This window comes from Microbacterium sp. NFH-22A-Y (genome assembly GCF_021401375.1).
In the GTDB taxonomy this organism is placed as follows: Bacteria; Actinomycetota; Actinomycetes; order Actinomycetales; family Microbacteriaceae; genus Microbacterium; species Microbacterium hominis.
Map to the genome: position 1 here is coordinate 267,210 of NZ_JACBGF010000003.1, position 19,091 is coordinate 286,300.

Below are 19,091 nucleotides of genomic sequence, written 5' to 3' on the forward strand. Positions count from 1 at the left end.
GGTGTCAGGCGTCGCGGCCGCGCAGTGCCGCCCACGCGCCGAGCAGCAGTGCCGCAGGCCAGGCGGCCAGCGTCAGCAGGCCACGGACGACCTCGTCCCCGCCGGCCGTCGTCGCGGACTGGGCTCCGGACATCGGCAGGTACTGACTCGCATCGACGATCCACTTCCAGCCCTCCCCGGCGAAGGAGAACATCGACAGGACGATGGGCAGCACGAACAGCACACCGACGGTCGCAGCGATCGCACCGGCGCCGTTGCGGACGATGAAGCCGAAGCCGAGTCCGATCAGCGCGAACGTCGCCATCGCGAAGACGCCCGCCAGCAGCGGCGACCACGACTGCGCCGGGTCGGCCCAGTCGATCGCCGTCGTGAGGATCGGCGCCGTCGCCAGCACGGAGATCGCATAGGTGGCGGCGGTGGCGAGGGCCAGGAGCACCGTCACGACGAGCGCCTTGGCCAGCAGGACCGCGCCGCGACGCGGCTCGGCCGTCAGCGTCGAGCGGATCATGCCCGTCGAATACTCGCCCGTGATCGCGATCGCGCCGAGGATGCCCGCGACGAGCATCGTGAACTGCATCGGCATGACGACCACCATGACGGGCGCGAAGCCCGAGTCGAAGTCGCGCAGGGCGGCGGCCATCATGAGGGAGATGCCCACCGACAGCACGACCGTGATGGCGAGGGACCACCACGTCGAGCGCAGCGACAGGAGCTTGATCCACTCGCTGCGCACGACGCGGACGAACGACAGGTGGTAGGGCGACCCGGGGCGGGCCGAGACGGAGCCCGCGGCAGCGGCGGGGACGGTCGCGGTGGTCATGCGATCTCCTTGGTCTTGTACTGGACGGCGCCTTCGGTGAGGGCCATGTAGGCCTCTTCCAGCGAGCCGCTGCGCGGGGTCAGCTCGTGCAGCGGGATGCCGCGCTGCGCGGCGATGTCGCCGATGGCGCTCGCGGCGATGCCGGCGACGACGAGCCTGCCCTCGCCGGTGTCGGTCACGGTGACGTCGGGCGAGCCGAGCGCGGCGGCGAGGTCGGCGGCACGCGGAGTGCGCACGAGCACCTCGTTGCGCGTCCACGCGCTGACGAGCTCGGCCAGCGGCGCGTCGGCGAGAACGCGTCCGCGTCCGAGCACGATCACGTGGTCGGCGGTCTGCGACATCTCGCTCATGAGGTGGCTGGACAGCAGGACCGTCCGTCCCTCACCGGCGAGGTGGCGCACGAACTGGCGCACCCAGCGCACGCCCTCGGGATCGAGGCCGTTGACGGGCTCGTCGAGGATGAGCGTCTGCGGGTCTCCGAGCAGCGCGGCGGCGATGCCGAGGCGCTGCCCCATGCCGAGCGAGAACTTGCCGGCGCGCTTGTTCGCGACGGCCTCGAGCCCTGTCAGCGCGATGACCTCGTCGACGCGGGAGGTGGGGATGCCGTGCGTCGCCGCCATCGCCCGCAGGTGCCCGCGCGCCGATCGACCCGTGTGCACGGCCTTCGCGTCGAGCAGCACCCCGACCTCGGTGAGCGGAGAGCGGCTGTGGGTGTAGAGGTGCCCGCCGACCGTCACGCGCCCCGAGGAGGGCGCGTCGAGGCCCACGATCATGCGCATGGTGGTCGACTTGCCGGCTCCGTTGGGGCCGAGGAAGCCGGTGACCTGCCCGGGCTGCACGGCGAACGAGACGTCGTCGACGGCGGTGGTGCTTCCGTATCTCTTCGTGAGGTTCTCAGCAACGATCATGCTTCGACGCTACGGGGCCTGCGGTCGGGGCCGCATCCTGCGAGAGGATGAGATCGCGCTGACCGGAAGTCGTTCCCCGGAACGACCCCGCGCGCGCCCGGGCGCGATCGCCGGCGGCGTCGTCCCCGCGCATCGGGTCGCGCGCCGCCTCGCGCGCACGACCCGACCGCGTGGCCGACGTCAGCTGTCCGCGTCGCGCTCCTGAACCGCGAGGGCGCGCTCGACTCCCGCGAGGTTCTCGTTCACGAGGCGACGCAGCGCCGCCGGCGCATCCGCGTGGTCCGCGAGCCACCGCCGCGTCGCGTCCCGCAGCGCCACGGACGCCAGGGGAGCCGGGTAGAGCCCCGTGATCAGGTAGTTCGCGATCTGGTAGGTGCGCGATTCCCAGACCGGCAACAGCATGTCGAAGTAGGCGTCCACGAACGATGCCAGCGCCTCGACGCCGGCCGGGTGCACGAACCCGAGTGCGGCGGAGCGCACGACGGTGTTCGGCAGGTCGGCGCTGTCGACGAGCGAGGCCCAGGCCGCACGCTTGGCGTCGACCGTCGGCAGCGCGGCCTTGGCCTGCGCGGCGAACTCGCCGCCCTTCGCCGTGTTGTCCGCGGCCAGCGCGGCGTCGATCTGCTCCGCGGTGACCACACCGCCGGCCGCGAGCGACACCAGCAGCGCCCAGGACAGGTCGGCGTCGATGTCGAGACCCGGAAGCGTCACGTCACCGTCCCGCAGGGCGCGCACGGTCTCCCACTGGGCGTCGGTCGCCGCCGCCGATGCGAAGGCGGTCACGAACTGGAGCTGGCTGTCACTGCCGCCCTCGGCGCCCTGCGCGAGCTCCCAGAGACCCTCGGCCACCCGCACGCGCGCGGCCTCGCGCTTCTCGGGCGCGACGTAGGCGTTCGCGGCGAGCTGCAGCTGAGCGAGGGTCGTGCGCACCGTCGTGGACTCGGTCTCGGAGCCGATGTTGCGCAGCACCAGATCGATGTAGTCGGATGCCGAGGCCTCGGCATCCCGCGTCTGATCCCAGGCCGCACCCCAGACGAGCGACCGCGCCAGCGGATCGCTGATGCGGGCCAGGTGGTCGATGGCCGTGGTGAGCGATCGCGGGTCGAGACGGATCTTCGCGTACGCGAGGTCCTCGTCGTTGAGCAGGATCAGATCGGGCTGACGCTCGCCCACCAGCTCGGGCACCTCGGTGAGATCGCCGTCGACGTCGAGCTCGACGTGGCGCGTGCGCACCAGCGCGTCGCCCTCCAGCGCGTAGAAGCCGACGCCGAGGCGGTGCGGACGGATCGTCGGGTAGTCCGCCGGAGCGGTCTGCACGATCGCGAACCGCGCGATCACGCCGTCGTCGCCGACGCGCAGCTCGGGTGCGAGCGTGTTGACGCCCGCCGTCTCCAGCCACTTCTTCGACCACCCGGACAGATCGCGACCGCTGGTGGCCTCCAGCTCGACGAGCAGGTCGGACAGCTCGGTGTTGCCGAAGGCGTGCTTCTGGAAGTACTGGCCGACGCCCGCGAAGAAGGCGTCGATACCGACCCACGCCGCGAGCTGCTTGAGGACGGAGCCGCCCTTCGCGTAGGTGATGCCGTCGAAGTTGACCTGCACGTCCTCCAGGTCGTTGATGGTCGCGACGACGGGGTGGGTCGAGGGCAACTGGTCCTGACGGTAGGCCCAGGTCTTCTCCATGGCGTTGAACGTCGTCCACGCCTCGGTCCACTCGGTGGCCTCGGCCGTCGCGATCGTCGACGCCCACTCGGCGAACGACTCGTTGAGCCACAGGTCGTTCCACCACTTCATGGTGACCAGATCGCCGAACCACATGTGTGCGAGCTCGTGGAGGATCGTGACGACCCGGCGCTCCTTCACGGCATCCGTCACCTTGCTGCGGAAGACGTAGGTCTCGGTGAAGGTCACCGCGCCCGCGTTCTCCATCGCGCCCGCGTTGAACTCCGGGACGAAGAGCTGGTCGTACTTGGCGAACGGGTACGGGACCCCGAACTTCTGCTCGTAGTAGGCGAAGCCCTCGCGCGTCTTGTCGAAGATGTAGTCCGCGTCGAGGTGCTGCCAGAGGCTCTTGCGTCCGTACACGCCGAGCGGGATGACGGTGCCGGAGGCGCTGGTGAGCTCGCTGAAGGTGGCCTCGTAGGGACCGGCGACGATCGCCGTGATGTACGACGAGATCCGCGGCGTCGGCTCGAAGGCCCAGATCGCGGACCCCTCGTCGGCGGGCACGGGCTCGGGAGTGGGGGAGTTGGAGACGACCTTCCACGCGGACGGCGCCGTCACGGTGAAGCGGAAGGTGGCCTTGAGGTCGGGCTGCTCGAAGACCGCGAACACACGACGCGAGTCGGGCACCTCGAACTGCGAGTACAGGTACACCTCGCCGTCGACCGGGTCGACGAACCGGTGCAGGCCTTCGCCCGTGTTCGTGTAGAGGCAGTCGGCGTCGACGATCAGCTCGTTCTGCGCGCGGAGCCCGTCCAGGGCGATCCGCGAGTCGGCGAACGCCGCCGCGTCGACCGCGACGCCGTTCAACGTGATCTCGCGGACATCGCGCGCGATCAGATCGATGAACGTCGAGGCGCCCTCGGTCGCGGCGAAACGCACCACCGTGCGCGAGCCGAACACCTCCGGTCCCCGGGTGAGATCGAGGGCGATGTCGTACGAGTGGGTCTCGACGATCGCGCGGCGCTCCTGCGCTTCGATGCGGGTGAGGTTCTCTCCAGGCACTGCGGTACTCCCGTGGGTGAGGGGCGTGGTCTGAACCGTCCGGCACTGCTGGCGCCGACGGCAACCCACCCAGCCTACGCGCTCGCGGTTTCGCGGCGCACGTGGCTGCGGGCGTGCGCGATGGCGGCCGGCAGCTCGGTGAACAGGTGGTTGTGATGACGCAGCGCAGCCAGGACGCCGACCGTGCGGAACAGGTCTTCATGACGCGGCTGCACCCCCTTGATGAGGACGGTGATGCCGCGGCGTTCGAGCGACTGCACGACCTCGCCCAGCATGTGCGCGCCGGTCGCATCCACCAGTTCGAGCTGGCTCATCCGCATGATGACGACGGAGACGCCCCGCACGGCGTCGACCTCGGCGAAGATGCGGTCGGACGAGGTGAACGACAGCGGGCCGTCGAAGCGCAGGATCGCGATGCGCTCGTCGCCCGGTTGCGCGTCGCCGCGGAGGTCCTCCCGGCGCACCCGCGACGCGCGCGACATCCCGCGCAGCGCGAAGAAGCCCGCGAAGGCGACCCCGATGAGCACGGCCACGATCAGGTCGAACGAGACGGTGATCACCGCGGTGGCGAGGAACGCGACCGCGTCCGCGCGCGTCGACCGGAGGATCGCCCGCACCGTGTCGGCGTGCACCATCCGCACGGCGGTGACCATGAGTACGCCCGCCAGGGCCGCCATCGGGATCTGGCCGACCGGGCCGGCGGCCACGAGGACGACGACGAGCAGCACGGCGGCATGCGTGACGGCGGCCAGGCGACTGCGCCCTCCGGAGCGGACGTTCACCGCGGTGCGCGCGATGGCGCCGGTGGCCGGCATGCCGCCGAACAGCGACGAGCCGATGGAGGCGAGCCCCTGACCCACGAGCTCACGGTCGGGATCGTAGGGCCCCGTGTCGGCGAGGCTCGCCGCGACCCGGGCCGACAGGAGCGACTCGATCGCCGCGAGGGCGGCGACCGTCACGGCGGGCACGACGAGCGACCCGAGGGTCGCGGCATCCACCGCGGGCAGAGCCGGGACCGGGAGCGAGGCGGGCAGGGCGCCGATGCGCGCCAGAGGGCTGTCCACGAGCAGGCACACCACGGAGACGACCACGATGCCGACGAGGGAGCCGGGAATCGCCCGGTGCAGCCGCGGTGCGCCGAGCATGCAGACCGCGACGACCGCGCCCAGCGCCCACAGCGCGTAGCCGGGGTCGAGCCGGGCGAACGACTGCACGGCCGCCACGAGGGCGTTGGAGCTGTGCTCACCGGCGCCCGCCGTGTGGGCGGAGACGAGGGAGGGGATCTGCTGGGCGAAGATGATGACGCCGATGCCGAGCGTGAAGCCCTCGATGACGGGCCAGGGGATGAAGGAGACGGCGCGACCGAGACGCAGGGCTCCCGCCGCGATGACGAGGACGCCGGCCATGAGGCTGACGACGGCCACCGCACCGACGCCGTGGGTGGCGACGATGGGGACGAGCACGACGACCATGGCCCCCGTGGGCCCGGAGACCTGCACGTTCGAGCCGCCGAAGACGGCCGCGATCACTCCGGCGATCACGGCGGTGATCAGGCCCGCCTCGGCGCTGAGGCCGGAGCTGACTCCGAAGCCGAGCGCGAGGGGGAGGGCGACGATCCCGACCGTGAGCCCGGCGAGCAGGTCGCCGCGCCACGTCCGCCCGACCTGCGCGTAGTCGGCGCGGGAGGGCAGCAGCGAGCGCACGCCCGCGCTCATGAGCGGGCGCCCGGCACGGGCAGCACCGGCAGCGCCTGCGCGTCGAGCAGGAGGTCGCCGTCGGCGCTCAGGATGCCGAGAAGCAGTTCGCGCGCCGCCGAGAGCAGATCGGCGACCTTGGGGTCGGACAGCCGGTAATACACATGACTCGCACGGCGCTCCGACTCGACCAGCCGGTGCCGGCGGAGCACCGAGAGATGCTGAGACAGATGCGAGGCCTCCAGACCCGTCTCGCGCTGCAGGTCGGCGACGCTCACCTCCGGCGCCCCCGCGAGCAGTTCGAGCAGCCGGATCCGGAACGGGTGGGCGAGTCCTTTGAACAGGTTGGCCTTGACCTCGTACAACGGTCGTTGCGTCTGGGTGAATGGCATGATGGATTCATCATATCGCCGCCGCCGCGCGGTCGCGGCCGTCCCTAGGATGGTGACCATGCGCATCCACATCGCCACCGATCACGCGGGGCTCGAGTTCTCGACGCAGCTGCAGCACCACCTCGCCGAACAGGGCCACGACGTCGTGGACCACGGCCCCATCGAGTACGACCCCCTGGACGACTACCCGGCGTTCTGCATCCGCGCGGCCGAAGCCGTCGTGCGCGACCAGGCCGCGGGCATCGAGACGCTCGGCGTCGTCTTCGGCGGCTCCGGCAACGGCGAGCAGATCGCAGCGAACAAGGTGCGCGGCATCCGCGCCGCCCTCGTCTGGAACCTCGCGACCGCCGAACTCGCCCGCGAGCACAACGACGCCAACGTGATCTCGATCGGTGCGCGCCAGCACACGGTCACCGAGGCCATCGCGTTCATCGACCGCTTCATCGCCACGCCGTTCTCGGGGGAGGAACGGCACGCGCGCCGCATCGCCCAGCTCGCGGCGTTCGAGACCGACGGCTCCCTGCTCCCCGACCCCCGCGCGACGGCCGGCGTCCCGGTCGGTGGGGAGTCGGCCGACGCGTTGGACCCCGAAGCCGGCTGATGCCCGAGGGTCACTCCGTCCACCGCATCGCGCGGCAGTTCGAGCGCAACATCGTCGGCCGCGAGGTCGCGGCATCCAGCCCGCAGGGCCGCTTCGCGGAGGGGGCCGCCGTCATCGACGGACGCGAAGCCGTCGAGGTGCGCGCCGTCGGCAAGCAGATGTTCCTCGCCTTCGACGGCGACGTCTGGCTGCGGGTGCACCTCGGCATGTACGGCGCGTGGGACTTCGCCGGCGAGATCGAGGTCGATCCGACGATCGCGTCCGCCAACGGCCGGATGGGTCAGACCAACCAGCGCGGCACCGATCTCGACGCCGTCTTCGACGACGCCGGCGAGAACTCGCTGAGCTCGATCGGAGCGCCGCGTCGCACCCGTGTGCACGTGCGGATGAGCGAGCAGACGCGCGGGCTCGAGAGCGCCGACGACGACCAGTGGCCGCCGCCGGTGGTCGGGCAGGTGCGGCTGCGTCTGCTGACCGCCGTCACCTCGGCAGATCTGCGCGGACCGACGGCGTGCGAGCTGCAGACGCCGGACGAGGTGCAGGCGACGATCGCCAAGCTCGGACCCGATCCGCTGGTCGACGACCTCGGCGAGGGCGAAGAGCGTTTCGTGACGACCGTCCGCCGCAAGCCCACCCCCATCGGGCTGCTGCTGATGGATCAGTCGGTCGTGAGCGGCATCGGCAACGTCTACCGCGCCGAACTCCTCTACCGGGCGCTGCTCGACCCGCACACGCCGGGCAAGCTCGTGCCCGAGGAGGTCGTCCGGGAACTGTGGCGGGATTGGGCCCGCCTGCTCGTGATCGGCGTCGAGACCGGCCAGATGATGACGATGGACGACCTCGACCCGGAGGCGTACCGCCGGGCCATGGCGAGCCGAGACGACCGGCACTGGGTGTATCACCGGGCCGGCCTGCCCTGCCGGATGTGCGGCACGGAGATCGTGCTGGAGGAGATGGGCGCACGCAAGTTGTACTGGTGCCCGAGCTGTCAGAAGTGACGACGGCGGCCCAGGCCGCCGGGGTGGAGGAGAGCGGATGAGACAGAACCCCAGCTTCGCGATGACGGATGTCGGGGAGCTTCGCCGCATCCTCGAGCTGAATCCCTGGATGACGCTGGTCAGCGCCTCCGACGGAGGGCTCGTCGCCTCTCACTACGCCGTCCTGCTGGACGAGGAGCGCGATGACCTCACGGTCGTCGGACACGTCGGCAAGCCCGACGATGCGGTGCACGGGCTGGGGGAGCGCGAACTGCTCATCGTCGCCCAGGGCCCGCACGGCTACATCTCGCCCGGCTGGTACCCGCCGGGGCCCAACGTGCCGACCTGGAACTATGTGGCGGTGCACCTGTCCGGCATCCCCGAGATCCTCACGCCGGAGGAGAACCTGCGCGTGCTCGACCGCCTCGTCGCGCGGTTCGAGAGCGGACTCCCGCAGCCGCGACTGATGTGGCAGCCGCCCAACGACGAGGAGTACGTGCGGCGGCTGGAGCGGGGCACGGTCGGCTTCCGTCTCACGCCGACGCGCGTGGTGGCCAAACGCAAGCTCAGTCAGAACCGGCCGGACGAGACCGTGGACGAGATCGTGGTGCAGCTGGAGGCCGGCAACAGCCCGTACGCCGATCAGCGACTGGCGGGCGAGATGCGCCGTGCCCACGCGGCGATCCGCGCCGGCCGAGCCGCGCAACTCCGCCAGAACACGGCGGCAGACGCCGCGGCCACACCCCGCAGCGCCGCCGAGGAGGAGTTGTGAGCGGGATGCCCGGGCACGGCGAGTCGGTCGACGTCATCGCCGACGTGCGCCTCACCGGCGCTGACCGCCTCGACCCGTTCGGAGCGGATGCGGTGGACATCCACCTGTCCCACGGCCGCATCGTCGACATTGCACCCGCCCGTGCCCTGCCGCGGCAGGGGACAGTCCTCGACGCCGACGGCGGCTGGGTGATCCCCGGCCTCTGGGACCACCATGTCCACACCGTCCAGTGGGCGCTCGTGGCGCAGCGCGAGCCTCTCGGCGACGCGACGTCGGCCGCCGACGCAGCCTCACGGATGGGCCGGGCGGCCGTGCTCGCCGATGGTCGCCGGGTCGGAAGCGGCTTCCGCGACGCACTCTGGGCCGACGAGATGACCCTCGCGGCCCTCGACGCGGCGACCGGGACGGTGCCCACCTACCTCATCAACGCCGACGTGCACAGCGTCTGGCTCAACACCGCCGCCCTCCAGCGTGAGGGTTTCCCCGTCGACGACACGGGTGTGCTCCGCGAGGAGCCCGCCTTCGAGATCTCGCGGCGCCTCAACGCCGCCGACCCCGCGATCGGCGACCGCCTGGTCCGGTCGGCGCTGCAGGCGGCGGCGGCGCGCGGCGTCGTGGGCGTCGTCGACCTCGACATGGCCTGGAACGCCGAGGCGTGGGCCCGCCGGCTGGATGCCGGTTTCGACACGACCCGCATCCGCTTCGGGATCTATCCCGGGCAGCTGGAGCGCGCGCTCGCCGAGGGCCTGGCCTCCGGCGACGCGCTCGACCCCGCCGGACTCGTGTGCGTCGGCCCGCTGAAGGTCATCACCGACGGCTCACTCGGCACCCGCACCGCCGCATGCTCGCACGCGTACCCGGGCGACCCGCACAACCACGGCGTGCTCACCGTGCCCCCCGATGCCCTGGTCGAGCTGATGGTGCGCGCGACCGGCGGCGGTCTGGAATGCGCCGTCCATGCGATCGGCGACGTCGCGAACTCCCACGCGCTCGACGCGTTCGCCGCCAGCGGCGCCACCGGGACGATCGAGCATGCGCAGCTCGTGGCCCACGCCGATGTTCCGCGCTTCGCGCGCCTGGGTGTGGGCGCGAGCGTTCAGCCGGAGCACGCCGTCGACGACCGCGACATCACCGACACGGTCTGGGCGACGCAGACGGGTCTGCCGTACGGGCTGCGCTCGCTCGCCGCCGCCGGCGCGAACCTGCTGTTCGGCTCGGACGCGCCCGTCGCGCCGCTCGATCCGTGGGCCGCGATGGCCGCCGCGGTCTTCCGGACCCGCGATGGCCGGCCCGCCTGGCACCCCGAGGAAGGTGTGGATGCCGCGACCGCGCTGGCCGCATCGACGTGGGGCGGATCGCTCTCGGGCTCGGCGCTCTTCCCGGGCGACCGGGCGGATCTCGTGGTCGTCGACCGCGACCCCCTCGACGCGTCGGAGACCGAGCTGAGGGCGACGGCGGCGCGCGCCACGATGATCGAAGGCCGGCTCACCCACGTCGCGTGAGGCGCCGTGCAACGACGGAAGCCCCGGGCGACAGGCCCGGGGCTTCCGTTCTGCGTCGAAGACGCGGTTACGCGGCGAGGTGAGCCGAGAGGAACCAACGGTCCTTCTCGAGGCCGGCCTTGATCGCGATGGCGACATCCTGGCTGGTGAGGTCGGTCTCGTCGAGCCCGTCGATCGCGGCCTGGACGTCGGCGATAACGGCATCCATGTCGGCGACGACGGCGACGATCTCGTCCTGCCACTGCGCGAAGCCGGCGGGAACGGCGGTGGTGCCGGTCTTCTCGGCCACCGTCGCCACGCGGGCGTCGAGCGGCAGGCCGAGGGCGACGATCCGCTCGGCGGCGAGGTCGGCGAAGCCCTGAGCGTTGCTGACGACCTGGTCGAGCAGTTCGTGGATCGCGATGAAGTTCGCTCCGCGCACGTTCCAGTGCGCCTGCTTGCCGTTGACGGCGAGAGCCTGCAGGCCGAGCACGACGGGCGTCAGGAACTGGGCGGTGCCGGCGGCCGCCTCGGGGCCGGCAGCGGTCATGGAAATGTTCTGCGTCTTGGTCATGTTCTCGTCTCCGTTCGTCGGGGTTGTCCCCCGTTGCTGTCAACGCTACTCAGCCCCGTTCATTCCGCAAGGAAGAGAAGGCTGGGCTTACGCACGAGCCGTGAATTTGGTAGGGCGACTATCGTCGGCGTCATGACGATCGCCGTAGACGCCTCGATCCTGTCGATTCCCGCCGGTACGCCGCGGTTACACGAGAGCGCGTTCGTCGCGGCCGGCGCGCGCCTGGTCGGCGACGTGACCCTCGAAGAGGGTGCGAGCGTCTGGTACAACACCGTCGTCCGCGGTGACAGCGCCGCCATCACGGTGGGAGCCGGAAGCAACCTGCAGGACAACGTCTCGGTCCACGTGGATGCCGGCCACCCCGTGGTCATCGGACGCGACGTCTCGGTGGGTCACAACGCGGTCGTGCACGGCTGCCGGATCGGCGACGGCTCGCTCATCGGGATGGGCAGCGTGATCCTGTCGGGCGCGGTCATCGGCTCGGGGTGCCTGATCGCGGGGGGAGCGGTCGTCCTCGAAGGCGCCGTCATCCCCGACGGATCGCTCGTCGCCGGCGTCCCGGCCAAGGTGCGCCGAGAGCTGACCGACGAGGAGAAGGCGGGGATCCTCCGCAACGCCCAGATCTACCGGGCGCATTCGGCGTCCCACGCGGCGGCGTCGGACGCGCGGTGAGCGCAGGTCGCGAAGTGAAGCTGTGGAGGGGATGACGGGAATCGAACCCGCACCATCAGTTTGGAAGACTGAGGCTCTACCATTGAGCTACATCCCCGAGGCCGCGCGGAAGCGGCATCCCGAAGAGTCTACAAGGTCTTGTCGGCTAGACTGACCAACGGCCGTTAGACGGCGCACGCGACCTGCAACGGTGAGTGCGCGCCCGGGGCGTAGCTCAGCTTGGTAGAGCGCCCGCTTTGGGAGCGGGAGGCCGCAGGTTCAAATCCTGTCGCCCCGACAGAACGACCCCAAGACCTAAGAAACCACGGACGCGCACGTGCGCGTCCGGACACGAGGAGAACAACAGGCATGGTCACCAGCACCGTCGAGAAGCTCAGCCCGACGCGGGTCAAGCTGCACATCACGGTCACCCCGGACGAGCTCAAGCCGAGCATCTCGCACGCGTACGAGCACATCGCCCAGGACATCCAGATCCCCGGTTTCCGCAAGGGCAAGGTCCCCGCGCCGATCATCGATCAGCGCGTCGGGCGCGGCGCCGTGATCGAGCACGCCGTGAGCGAAGGCCTCGACAACTTCTACCGCGAAGCCGTCACCGCCAACGAGATCCGCATCGTCGGCCGTCCGTCCGCCGAGGTCATCGAGTGGCCCAGCGACAAGGACTTCTCGGGTGACCTCAAGGTCGAGGTCGAGGTGGACGTCCGCCCCGAGTTCGACCTGCCCGCCCTCGACGACGTCACGGTCGAGGTGGATGCCGTCGAGACCGACGACGCCGCCGTCGACGCCGAGCTCGACCGCCTCCGCGGCCGCTTCGGCACCCTCGTGACCGTCGACCGTCCCGCGGCGAAGGGCGACTTCGTCGAGCTCAACCTCGTCGCCACCATCGACGGTGCCGAGATCGACCGCGCCGAGGGCGTCTCGTACGAGGTCGGTTCGGGCGAGCTGCTCGAGGGCATCGACGAGGCCGTCGAGTCGCTCACCGCCGGTGAGGACACGACGTTCCGCAGCAAGCTCGTCGGCGGCGACCACGCCGGCGACGAGGCCGAGGTGTCCGTCACCGTCACCGCCGTGAAGGAGCGCGAGCTTCCCGAGGCCGACGACGACTTCGCCCAGATGGCCAGCGAGTTCGACACCATCGCCGAGCTGCGCGACAGCCTCGCCGAGCGCGTCTCCGAGCAGTCGGTGTACGTCCAGGGCGCCGCGGCGCGCGACAAGCTCATCGAGGCCCTCCTCGCCAAGGTCGAGATCCCCGTTCCCGCGCAGCTCGTCGAGGATGAGGTGCACGCGCACCTCGAGGGCGAGGGACGCCTCGAGGACGACGAGCACCGCGCCGAGGTCACCGAGGCCAGCGAGAAGCAGTTCCGCACCCAGATGATCCTCGACAAGCTCGCCGAGGCGCACGACGTGCAGGTCTCGCAGGAGGAGCTGACCCAGTACCTCATCCAGTCCGCCGCGCAGTACGGCATGGCGCCCCAGGAGTTCGTCGACGCGCTCCAGCAGGGCAACCAGCTCCCGGCGATGGTCGGCGAGGTCGCCCGTAACAAGGCCCTCGCGATCGCGCTCGGCAAGGTGTCGGTCGTCGACACCAACGGCAAGACGGTCAACCTGACCGGCTTCATCGTCGAGGACGAGGCGGAGGCCGAGGAAGAGGTCGTCGCCGAGGCGCAGGAGATCGCCGACGAGGCCGCCGACGCCGAGGCGAAGCCCGCCAAGAAGGCCCCGGCCCGCAAGCCGGCCGCCAAGAAGGCCGACGCGGACGCCGCCGAGAAGCCGGCCGCGAAGAAGCCCGCCGCCAAGAAGGCTCCGGCCAAGAAGGCGGACGCCGAGTAGAGCTCGCGGCGCGGAGCGTTTCGACTCGCTGCGCTCGCTCAACGACCGGGCGCGGCGGGGGAGCGTTTCGACGCGCTCCGCTCGCTCAACGACCGGGTACCCCGGTGCGAAGGGTCGGATGCCACGGCATCCGGCCCTTCGTCGTCCCCGAGACGGCGCGCCCGACACGGTGCTCCGCCGACGGCGAACACGGGCGAGGCGGACGGCGCGCGCAGATAGATTCAATGGCGTACGGAAACCCGGAATCAGGAGTATCCATGGCTGAACCACTTGTCGCTACGAGCGTCTTCGACAGGCTGCTGAGAGACCGCATCATCTGGCTCGGGTCGGAGGTGCGTGACGAGAACGCGAACGAGATCTGCGCCAAGATCCTGCTCCTCGCGGCCGAGGACAGCGAGAAGGACATCTACCTCTACATCAACTCGCCCGGCGGATCGATCACGGCCGGCATGGCGATCTACGACACGATGCAGTTCGTGCCGAACGACATCGTCACCGTCGGCATCGGCATGGCCGCATCGATGGGCCAGCTGCTGCTCACCGCCGGCACGAAGGGCAAGCGCTACATCACGCCCAACGCTCGTGTGCTGCTGCACCAGCCCCACGGCGGCTTCGGCGGAACCGCGAGCGACATCCAGACCCAGGCGCAGCTCATCCTCGACATGAAGAAGCGTCTCGCGGAGATCACGGCGGCGCAGACGGGCAAGTCCGTCGAGCAGGTCAACGCCGACGGCGACCGCGACCGCTGGTTCTCCGCCGAGGAGGCCCTCGCCTACGGCTTCGTCGACCACATCCGCGAATCGGCCACCGATGTCATCGGCGGCGGCGGCACCAAGAACTGAAGGACCCGATCATGAACATGCCCACCGCCGGCATCCCGCAGGGCTTCCAGATGCCCTCCAGCCGCTACATCCTGCCCCAGTTCGAGGAGCGCACCGCCTACGGCTACAAGCGCCAGGACCCGTACAACAAGCTGTTCGAAGACCGCGTGATCTTCCTCGGCGTGCAGGTCGACGACGCCTCGGCCGACGACGTCATGGCTCAGTTGCTCGTGCTCGAGTCCCAGGACCCCGACCGCGACATCGTCATGTACATCAACTCACCGGGCGGCTCGTTCACGGCCATGACCGCGATCTACGACACCATGCAGTACGTGTCGCCGCAGATCCAGACCGTCGTGCTGGGCCAGGCCGCCTCGGCCGCCTCGGTGCTGCTGGCCGCCGGCGCCCCCGGCAAGCGCCTCGCACTGCCGAACGCCCGCATCCTGATGCACCAGCCCGCCGTCGGCGAGGCCGGACACGGCCAGGCGTCGGACATCGAGATCCAGGCCGCGGAGATCATGCGCATGCGCACGTGGCTTGAGGAGACGATGGCCCGGCACACCAACCGCACGCAAGAGCAGGTCAACAAGGACATCGACCGCGACAAGATCCTCTCGGCGTCCGAGGCGCTCGAGTACGGCATCGTCGACCAGGTGCTGACCTCGCGCAAGCGGGTTCCCGCGGCGCTGACCGCCTGATCCCGCGGCATCCGCCGACCGAGGCCCCGTCGTCCCGCCGACGACGGGGCCTCGTCATACGTCGAGACGTTCACTTCCGTGTCGCAATCCGCCGAGATGTCGGTCTCAGCGGTTAGGCTCGAAACGCATCCCTGAGAGTTTTCTGGAGGAGGGGCATCATGGCTCGCATCGGTGAGAGCGCCGACCTGTTCAAATGCTCCTTCTGCGGCAAGAGCCAGAAGCAGGTGCAGCAGCTGATCGCCGGTCCCGGCGTGTACATCTGCGACGAGTGCGTCGAGCTGTGCAACGAGATCATCGAAGAGCGCATGGCGGAGTCTTCCGACGGCGTCGTCAGCGACTTCGACCTCCCCAAGCCGCGCGAGATCTTCTCGTTCCTCGAGGAGTACGTCGTCGGCCAGGATGCCGCCAAGAAGGCGCTCTCGGTCGCCGTCTACAACCACTACAAGCGCGTCCGCGCCCACGGCACCCTGCAGAGCGCCGAGCAGCGGGCCGATGAGGTCGAGATCGCGAAGAGCAACATCCTGCTCCTCGGTCCCACCGGATGCGGCAAGACCTATCTGGCGCAGACGCTCGCGAAGCGGTTGAACGTCCCCTTCGCGGTGGCCGACGCGACGGCACTGACCGAGGCGGGCTACGTCGGCGAAGACGTCGAGAACATCCTCCTGAAGCTTCTGCAGGCCGCCGACTTCGACGTCAAGCGGGCCGAGACGGGCATCATCTACATCGACGAGGTCGACAAGATCGCCCGGAAGGCCGAGAACCCCTCCATCACCCGCGACGTGTCGGGCGAGGGCGTCCAGCAGGCGCTGCTGAAGATCCTCGAGGGGACCGTGGCCTCGGTGCCCCCGCAGGGCGGCCGCAAGCATCCCCACCAGGAGTTCATCCAGATCGACACGACGAACGTGCTGTTCATCGTGGCCGGTGCGTTCGCCGGTCTCGAGGACATCATCTCGTCGCGGGTGGGCAAGCACGGCGTCGGCTTCGGCGCCCCCCTGCAGGAGAAGGGCAAGGAGCTCGACCTGTTCAGCGAGGTCGAGCCGGAGGACCTGCACAAGTTCGGTCTGATCCCCGAGTTCATCGGACGCCTGCCCGTGGTCACCTCCGTCGCTCCGCTGGACCAGACCGCGCTGATCGAGATCCTCACCGGACCGAAGAACGCGTTCGTCAAGCAGTACCAGCGCATGTTCGAGCTCGACGGCGCCGAGCTCGAGTTCGAGGAGGACGCGCTCCGCGCGATCGCCGATCTCGCCGTGGCCCGCAAGACCGGCGCCCGCGGTCTGCGCGCGATCCTCGAAGACGTCCTCGGTCCGATCATGTTCGAGATCCCCTCGACCGAGGACGTCGCCAAGGTGATCGTCACCCGCGCCGCCGTGACCGAAGGTGCTCCGCCGACCCTCGTGCTGGAGCACAAGCGCAAGAGCGCCTGACCCCGGTGACGGCACCGGATCCGGCCCGCCCGCCGCAGAGCGCGGGACTTCGCGTCCTCCGCATCGCACTCGCGACGATCATGGCCGCCCTCATCGTCGCCGGCGTCGGTGCCGTGACCTTCATGCACGCCTTCGGACCGCGCGACGGGGAGTCGATCGCGCACGATCGTGTGGATGCCGCGGCGCGTGCGCTCGAACACCGCCTGTCGGCGCCCCACACGGCCACGGATGCCGAGACTCTCGCCGCCACGCAGTTCGGCGACATCGGGGGCGCCCACATCGACGCCTACGCCTGGCGCGGCACGACCTCCGACGCGGACGGCGCCCGCGTCGACGTCGCGATCCGTGTCGACGTCGGCTCCCAGCCGTCGAGGGAGCTGTTCCAGCCCGGGGTCGCGGCGGGCAGCGCTCAGGAGTGCTTCCGCTTCCACGTGCGGGAGAGCCGCGCGTGGTACCGCCCGATCGACTGCCCCGCCAGCATCCCCCCGGCGTCCCCGTCCGCATCGCCGACCGCGTCGGCGTCTCCGGCGCCGGCGACACCGACGTCCACCCCGTGATGTGCGGGCGGCCGGGGCACGGTGCCCGGCCGCCCGCACGCACGCGCGTCAGCCGGCGAGACCCCGGCGGGCGAGCAGCGGCGCGATGACCGCATCACGACCGCGGAAGTCCCGGTAGGCCTCGAGCGGATCCTTCGAGCCTCCGACGCCCAGCAGACGCTCGCGGAAGCGGTCGCCTCCCGCACGTGTGAGCCCGCCGTTCTCCTTGAACCACTCGACGGTGTCGGCGTCGAGCACCTCGCTCCAGATGTACGAGTAGTAGCCGGCGCTGTACCCGCCCGAGAAGACGTGGGCGAAGTAGGTGGAGGAGTAGCGGGTGGGGACGACGGGGTTGTCCAGACCGATGTCCGCGAGGGCGGAGGCCTCGAAGCCCGCCACGTCCTCGACGGCGTCCGCGGCCGCGAGGTCGAGGGAGTGCCAGGCCTGATCGAGCCAGGCGGCGGCGAGGTACTCACTGGTCGCAAAGCCCTGGTTGAAGGCTTCGGAGGCGTGGAGCTTGTCGACGACGTCCTGGGGGAGCGGCTCGCCCGTGTCCACGTGCCGAGCGTAGGCCGAGAGGATCTCGGGCCAGAGGATCCACATCTCGTTCACCTGGCTCGGGAACTCCACGAAGTCGCGGAAGACCGCCGTCCCCGCGAAGTGGGGGAAGGTGACGGTCGCGAACAGGCCGTGCAGCGCGTGGCCGAACTCGTGGAAGAGGGTGGTGACCTCGTCGAGGGTCAGCAGCGTCGGCATCCCCGGAGCGGGCTTGGGCACATTGAGGTTGTTGACGACGATGGGACGCGTGCCGCGCAGACGCGACTGCGTGACGATGGAGTTCATCCACGCACCGCCCCGCTTGGTGTCGCGCGTGTACAGATCGAACAGGAACAGCCCCAGCTCCGACCCGTCGGCGTTGTGGACCTCGAAGACCCGCACGTCGGGGTGGTACGCGGGAAGGTCGGGGCGCTCGGTGAACGTGATGCCGTACAGGGCCGTGGCCGCGTGGAACACGCCGTCGATGAGGACCCGTTCGGCCTCGAACCACGGACGCAGCGCGGTGCGGTCGAGGTCGTACTCGGCCGCCCGCACCCGCTCGGTGTAGAAGGCCCAGTCGTGCGCCTCGAGCGGGAAGGGTGCGGACTCGGCATCCACCATCGCCTGCAGCGCCGCCTGCTCGGAGCGGGCGTTCGCCGCCGCCGGCGCCGCCAGCTCCCGCAGCAGCGCGTGCACGGCTTGGGGCGAGCCCGCGGTCTCGTCGCTCGTGACGTAGGCCGCGTGGTTCTCGTAGCCCAGCAGCGCCGCCCGCTGGGCACGCAGGCGCACGATCCGGCGCAGCACGTCGCGGTTGTCGTGGGCGTTGCCCCGAGATCCCCGGGCGCGCGATGCCTCCAGCAGCCGGCGGCGGCTGTCGCGCCGGGTGAGGCTGGACAGATAGGGATGCCCGGTGAACAGCGTGAGCGTCACGACATACCGCCCGGGGAGGCCGCGATCCACCGCGTTCTGCGCGGCGGCGGACAGCTCGCCGTCGGTGAGACCGTCGAGCTCGTCCGCGTCGTCGAAGACCACCGCGAGCTCGTTCGTGTCGGCCAGGAGGTTCTTCTCGAACGTCGTCGTCAGCACCGAGAGGTGCTGGTTCAGCTCGGTGAGCTGCGCCTTCTGGGCATCGTCCAGGCCGGCGCCGGCGTGCGTCATCTCGCGGAACCGGCGTTCCACGAGATAGCGCTCCTCCGGCGACAGGTCGAGGCCCTCGCGGCTCTCGTACACGGCGCGCACGCGCGCGTAGAGGGCGCTGTCCAGCTGCACGGCATCGTGGTGCGCGGCCATCAGCGGCGCCAGGGTCTCTTCGATCTGCTGGATCTCGGGCGTCGAGTCGGCGGACGAGACGGTGTAGAAGGTCCGCGAGACCTGACCGAGCAGGTCGCCGGCACGCTCGAGCGCGACGATCGTGTTCTCGAACGTCGGGGCGGACTCATCGCCGATGATCGCGTCGATCTCCGCACGGTGGCGGGCGAACGCCTCGGCGAACGCGGGGAGGTAGTGCGCGGGCGAGATCGAGGGGTAGTCGGGGAGTCCGTAGGGCAGGGAGGAGGGCGTCAGCAGGGGGTGGGGATCGACGTCGGTCATGACACCAGCGTAGGCCCGTTCCGTGCAAAGATTCACT

At 70.3% G+C, this 19,091-nt stretch carries 17 protein-coding genes and 2 tRNA genes; 11 read left to right on the top strand and 8 right to left on the bottom strand.

What is annotated here, in order from left to right:
• Positions 1 to 4: 4 nt before the first annotated feature.
• The 5 genes from L0965_RS12305 to L0965_RS12325 form a co-directional block, all read right to left on the bottom strand.
• Positions 5 to 820, bottom strand: a complete 816-nt coding sequence (locus tag L0965_RS12305; protein ID WP_060958527.1) for an ABC transporter permease — start codon at positions 818 to 820, stop codon at positions 5 to 7.
• Positions 817 to 1,728, bottom strand: coding sequence for an ABC transporter ATP-binding protein (locus L0965_RS12310; RefSeq protein WP_061781789.1), 912 nt, complete (start codon positions 1,726 to 1,728; stop codon positions 817 to 819). Before L0965_RS12310 ends, L0965_RS12305 begins: the two co-directional genes overlap by 4 nt.
• Before the next feature lie 180 nt (positions 1,729 to 1,908).
• Positions 1,909 to 4,455 (bottom strand): aminopeptidase N, encoded by a 2,547-nt coding sequence (pepN, locus tag L0965_RS12315; RefSeq protein WP_101306267.1) that lies wholly within the window; start codon positions 4,453 to 4,455, stop codon positions 1,909 to 1,911.
• A 74-nt stretch (positions 4,456 to 4,529) separates the two neighbouring features.
• A complete protein-coding gene (locus L0965_RS12320; protein WP_101306268.1) occupies positions 4,530 to 6,170 on the bottom strand; it encodes a SulP family inorganic anion transporter in 1,641 nt (546 codons plus the stop codon).
• Positions 6,167 to 6,541, bottom strand: a complete 375-nt coding sequence (locus L0965_RS12325) for a helix-turn-helix transcriptional regulator (RefSeq protein ID WP_101306269.1) — start codon at positions 6,539 to 6,541, stop codon at positions 6,167 to 6,169. The genes L0965_RS12320 and L0965_RS12325 overlap by 4 nt, the downstream gene beginning before the upstream one ends.
• A 58-nt stretch (positions 6,542 to 6,599) precedes the next feature.
• Between L0965_RS12325 and L0965_RS12330 the strand changes: the two genes are divergently transcribed.
• Genes L0965_RS12330 through L0965_RS12345 form a run of 4 tightly spaced genes read left to right on the top strand, consistent with a single transcriptional unit; the run spans position 6,600 to position 10,393 of the window.
• Positions 6,600 to 7,142, top strand: a complete 543-nt coding sequence (locus tag L0965_RS12330) for a ribose-5-phosphate isomerase (RefSeq protein ID WP_101306270.1) — start codon at positions 6,600 to 6,602, stop codon at positions 7,140 to 7,142.
• Positions 7,142 to 8,140 carry an Fpg/Nei family DNA glycosylase gene (locus L0965_RS12335; protein WP_101306271.1) on the top strand — a complete coding sequence of 333 codons (999 nt, stop codon included), beginning with the start codon at positions 7,142 to 7,144 and terminating at the stop codon, positions 8,138 to 8,140. The genes L0965_RS12330 and L0965_RS12335 overlap by 1 nt, the downstream gene beginning before the upstream one ends.
• A 37-nt stretch (positions 8,141 to 8,177) precedes the next feature.
• The gene (locus tag L0965_RS12340) at positions 8,178 to 8,891 is read left to right on the top strand and encodes an FMN-binding negative transcriptional regulator (protein ID WP_101306272.1); all 714 of its coding nucleotides are present in this window, start codon (positions 8,178 to 8,180) and stop codon (positions 8,889 to 8,891) included.
• Positions 8,892 to 8,896: 5 nt separating this feature from the next.
• Positions 8,897 to 10,393 carry an amidohydrolase gene (locus tag L0965_RS12345; protein ID WP_198553706.1) on the top strand — a complete coding sequence of 499 codons (1,497 nt, stop codon included), beginning with the start codon at positions 8,897 to 8,899 and terminating at the stop codon, positions 10,391 to 10,393.
• Between the two features lie 67 nt (positions 10,394 to 10,460).
• Here the strand turns inward: L0965_RS12345 and L0965_RS12350 are convergent, their stop codons facing one another.
• Entirely contained in the window at positions 10,461 to 10,946 is a 486-nt protein-coding gene (locus L0965_RS12350) for a Dps family protein (protein ID WP_101306274.1), read from the bottom strand.
• A 132-nt stretch (positions 10,947 to 11,078) separates the two neighbouring features.
• On the opposite strand from L0965_RS12350, the gene L0965_RS12355 reads away from it, so the two are divergent.
• A complete protein-coding gene (locus tag L0965_RS12355) occupies positions 11,079 to 11,618 on the top strand; it encodes a gamma carbonic anhydrase family protein (protein ID WP_101306275.1) in 540 nt (179 codons plus the stop codon).
• A gap of 23 nt (positions 11,619 to 11,641) precedes the next feature.
• Here the strand turns inward: L0965_RS12355 and L0965_RS12360 are convergent.
• A tRNA-Gly gene (locus L0965_RS12360) sits at positions 11,642 to 11,715 on the bottom strand.
• A 106-nt stretch (positions 11,716 to 11,821) separates the two neighbouring features.
• On the opposite strand from L0965_RS12360, the gene L0965_RS12365 reads away from it, so the two are divergent.
• From L0965_RS12365 to L0965_RS12390, 6 genes are all read left to right on the top strand, one after another.
• A tRNA-Pro gene (locus L0965_RS12365) sits at positions 11,822 to 11,895 on the top strand.
• A gap of 71 nt (positions 11,896 to 11,966) precedes the next feature.
• A complete protein-coding gene (gene tig, locus L0965_RS12370; RefSeq protein ID WP_101306276.1) occupies positions 11,967 to 13,445 on the top strand; it encodes a trigger factor in 1,479 nt (492 codons plus the stop codon).
• Positions 13,446 to 13,702: 257 nt separating this feature from the next.
• Positions 13,703 to 14,287, top strand: coding sequence for an ATP-dependent Clp protease proteolytic subunit (locus L0965_RS12375; protein ID WP_060958539.1), 585 nt, complete (start codon positions 13,703 to 13,705; stop codon positions 14,285 to 14,287).
• Positions 14,288 to 14,298: 11 nt separating this feature from the next.
• The gene (locus L0965_RS12380) at positions 14,299 to 14,964 is read left to right on the top strand and encodes an ATP-dependent Clp protease proteolytic subunit (RefSeq protein ID WP_060958540.1); all 666 of its coding nucleotides are present in this window, start codon (positions 14,299 to 14,301) and stop codon (positions 14,962 to 14,964) included.
• A 158-nt stretch (positions 14,965 to 15,122) separates the two neighbouring features.
• On the top strand, positions 15,123 to 16,391 hold the full coding sequence (gene clpX, locus L0965_RS12385) for an ATP-dependent Clp protease ATP-binding subunit ClpX (protein ID WP_060958541.1): 1,269 nt from the start codon (positions 15,123 to 15,125) through the stop codon (positions 16,389 to 16,391).
• Positions 16,392 to 16,396: 5 nt separating this feature from the next.
• Positions 16,397 to 16,948, top strand: coding sequence for a hypothetical protein (locus L0965_RS12390; protein WP_234057990.1), 552 nt, complete (start codon positions 16,397 to 16,399; stop codon positions 16,946 to 16,948).
• Positions 16,949 to 16,996: 48 nt separating this feature from the next.
• Here L0965_RS12390 and L0965_RS12395 read toward each other — a convergent pair whose 3' ends face one another.
• Positions 16,997 to 19,054, bottom strand: coding sequence for a M3 family metallopeptidase (locus tag L0965_RS12395; protein WP_101306277.1), 2,058 nt, complete (start codon positions 19,052 to 19,054; stop codon positions 16,997 to 16,999).
• Between the last annotated feature and the right edge of the window lie 37 nt (positions 19,055 to 19,091).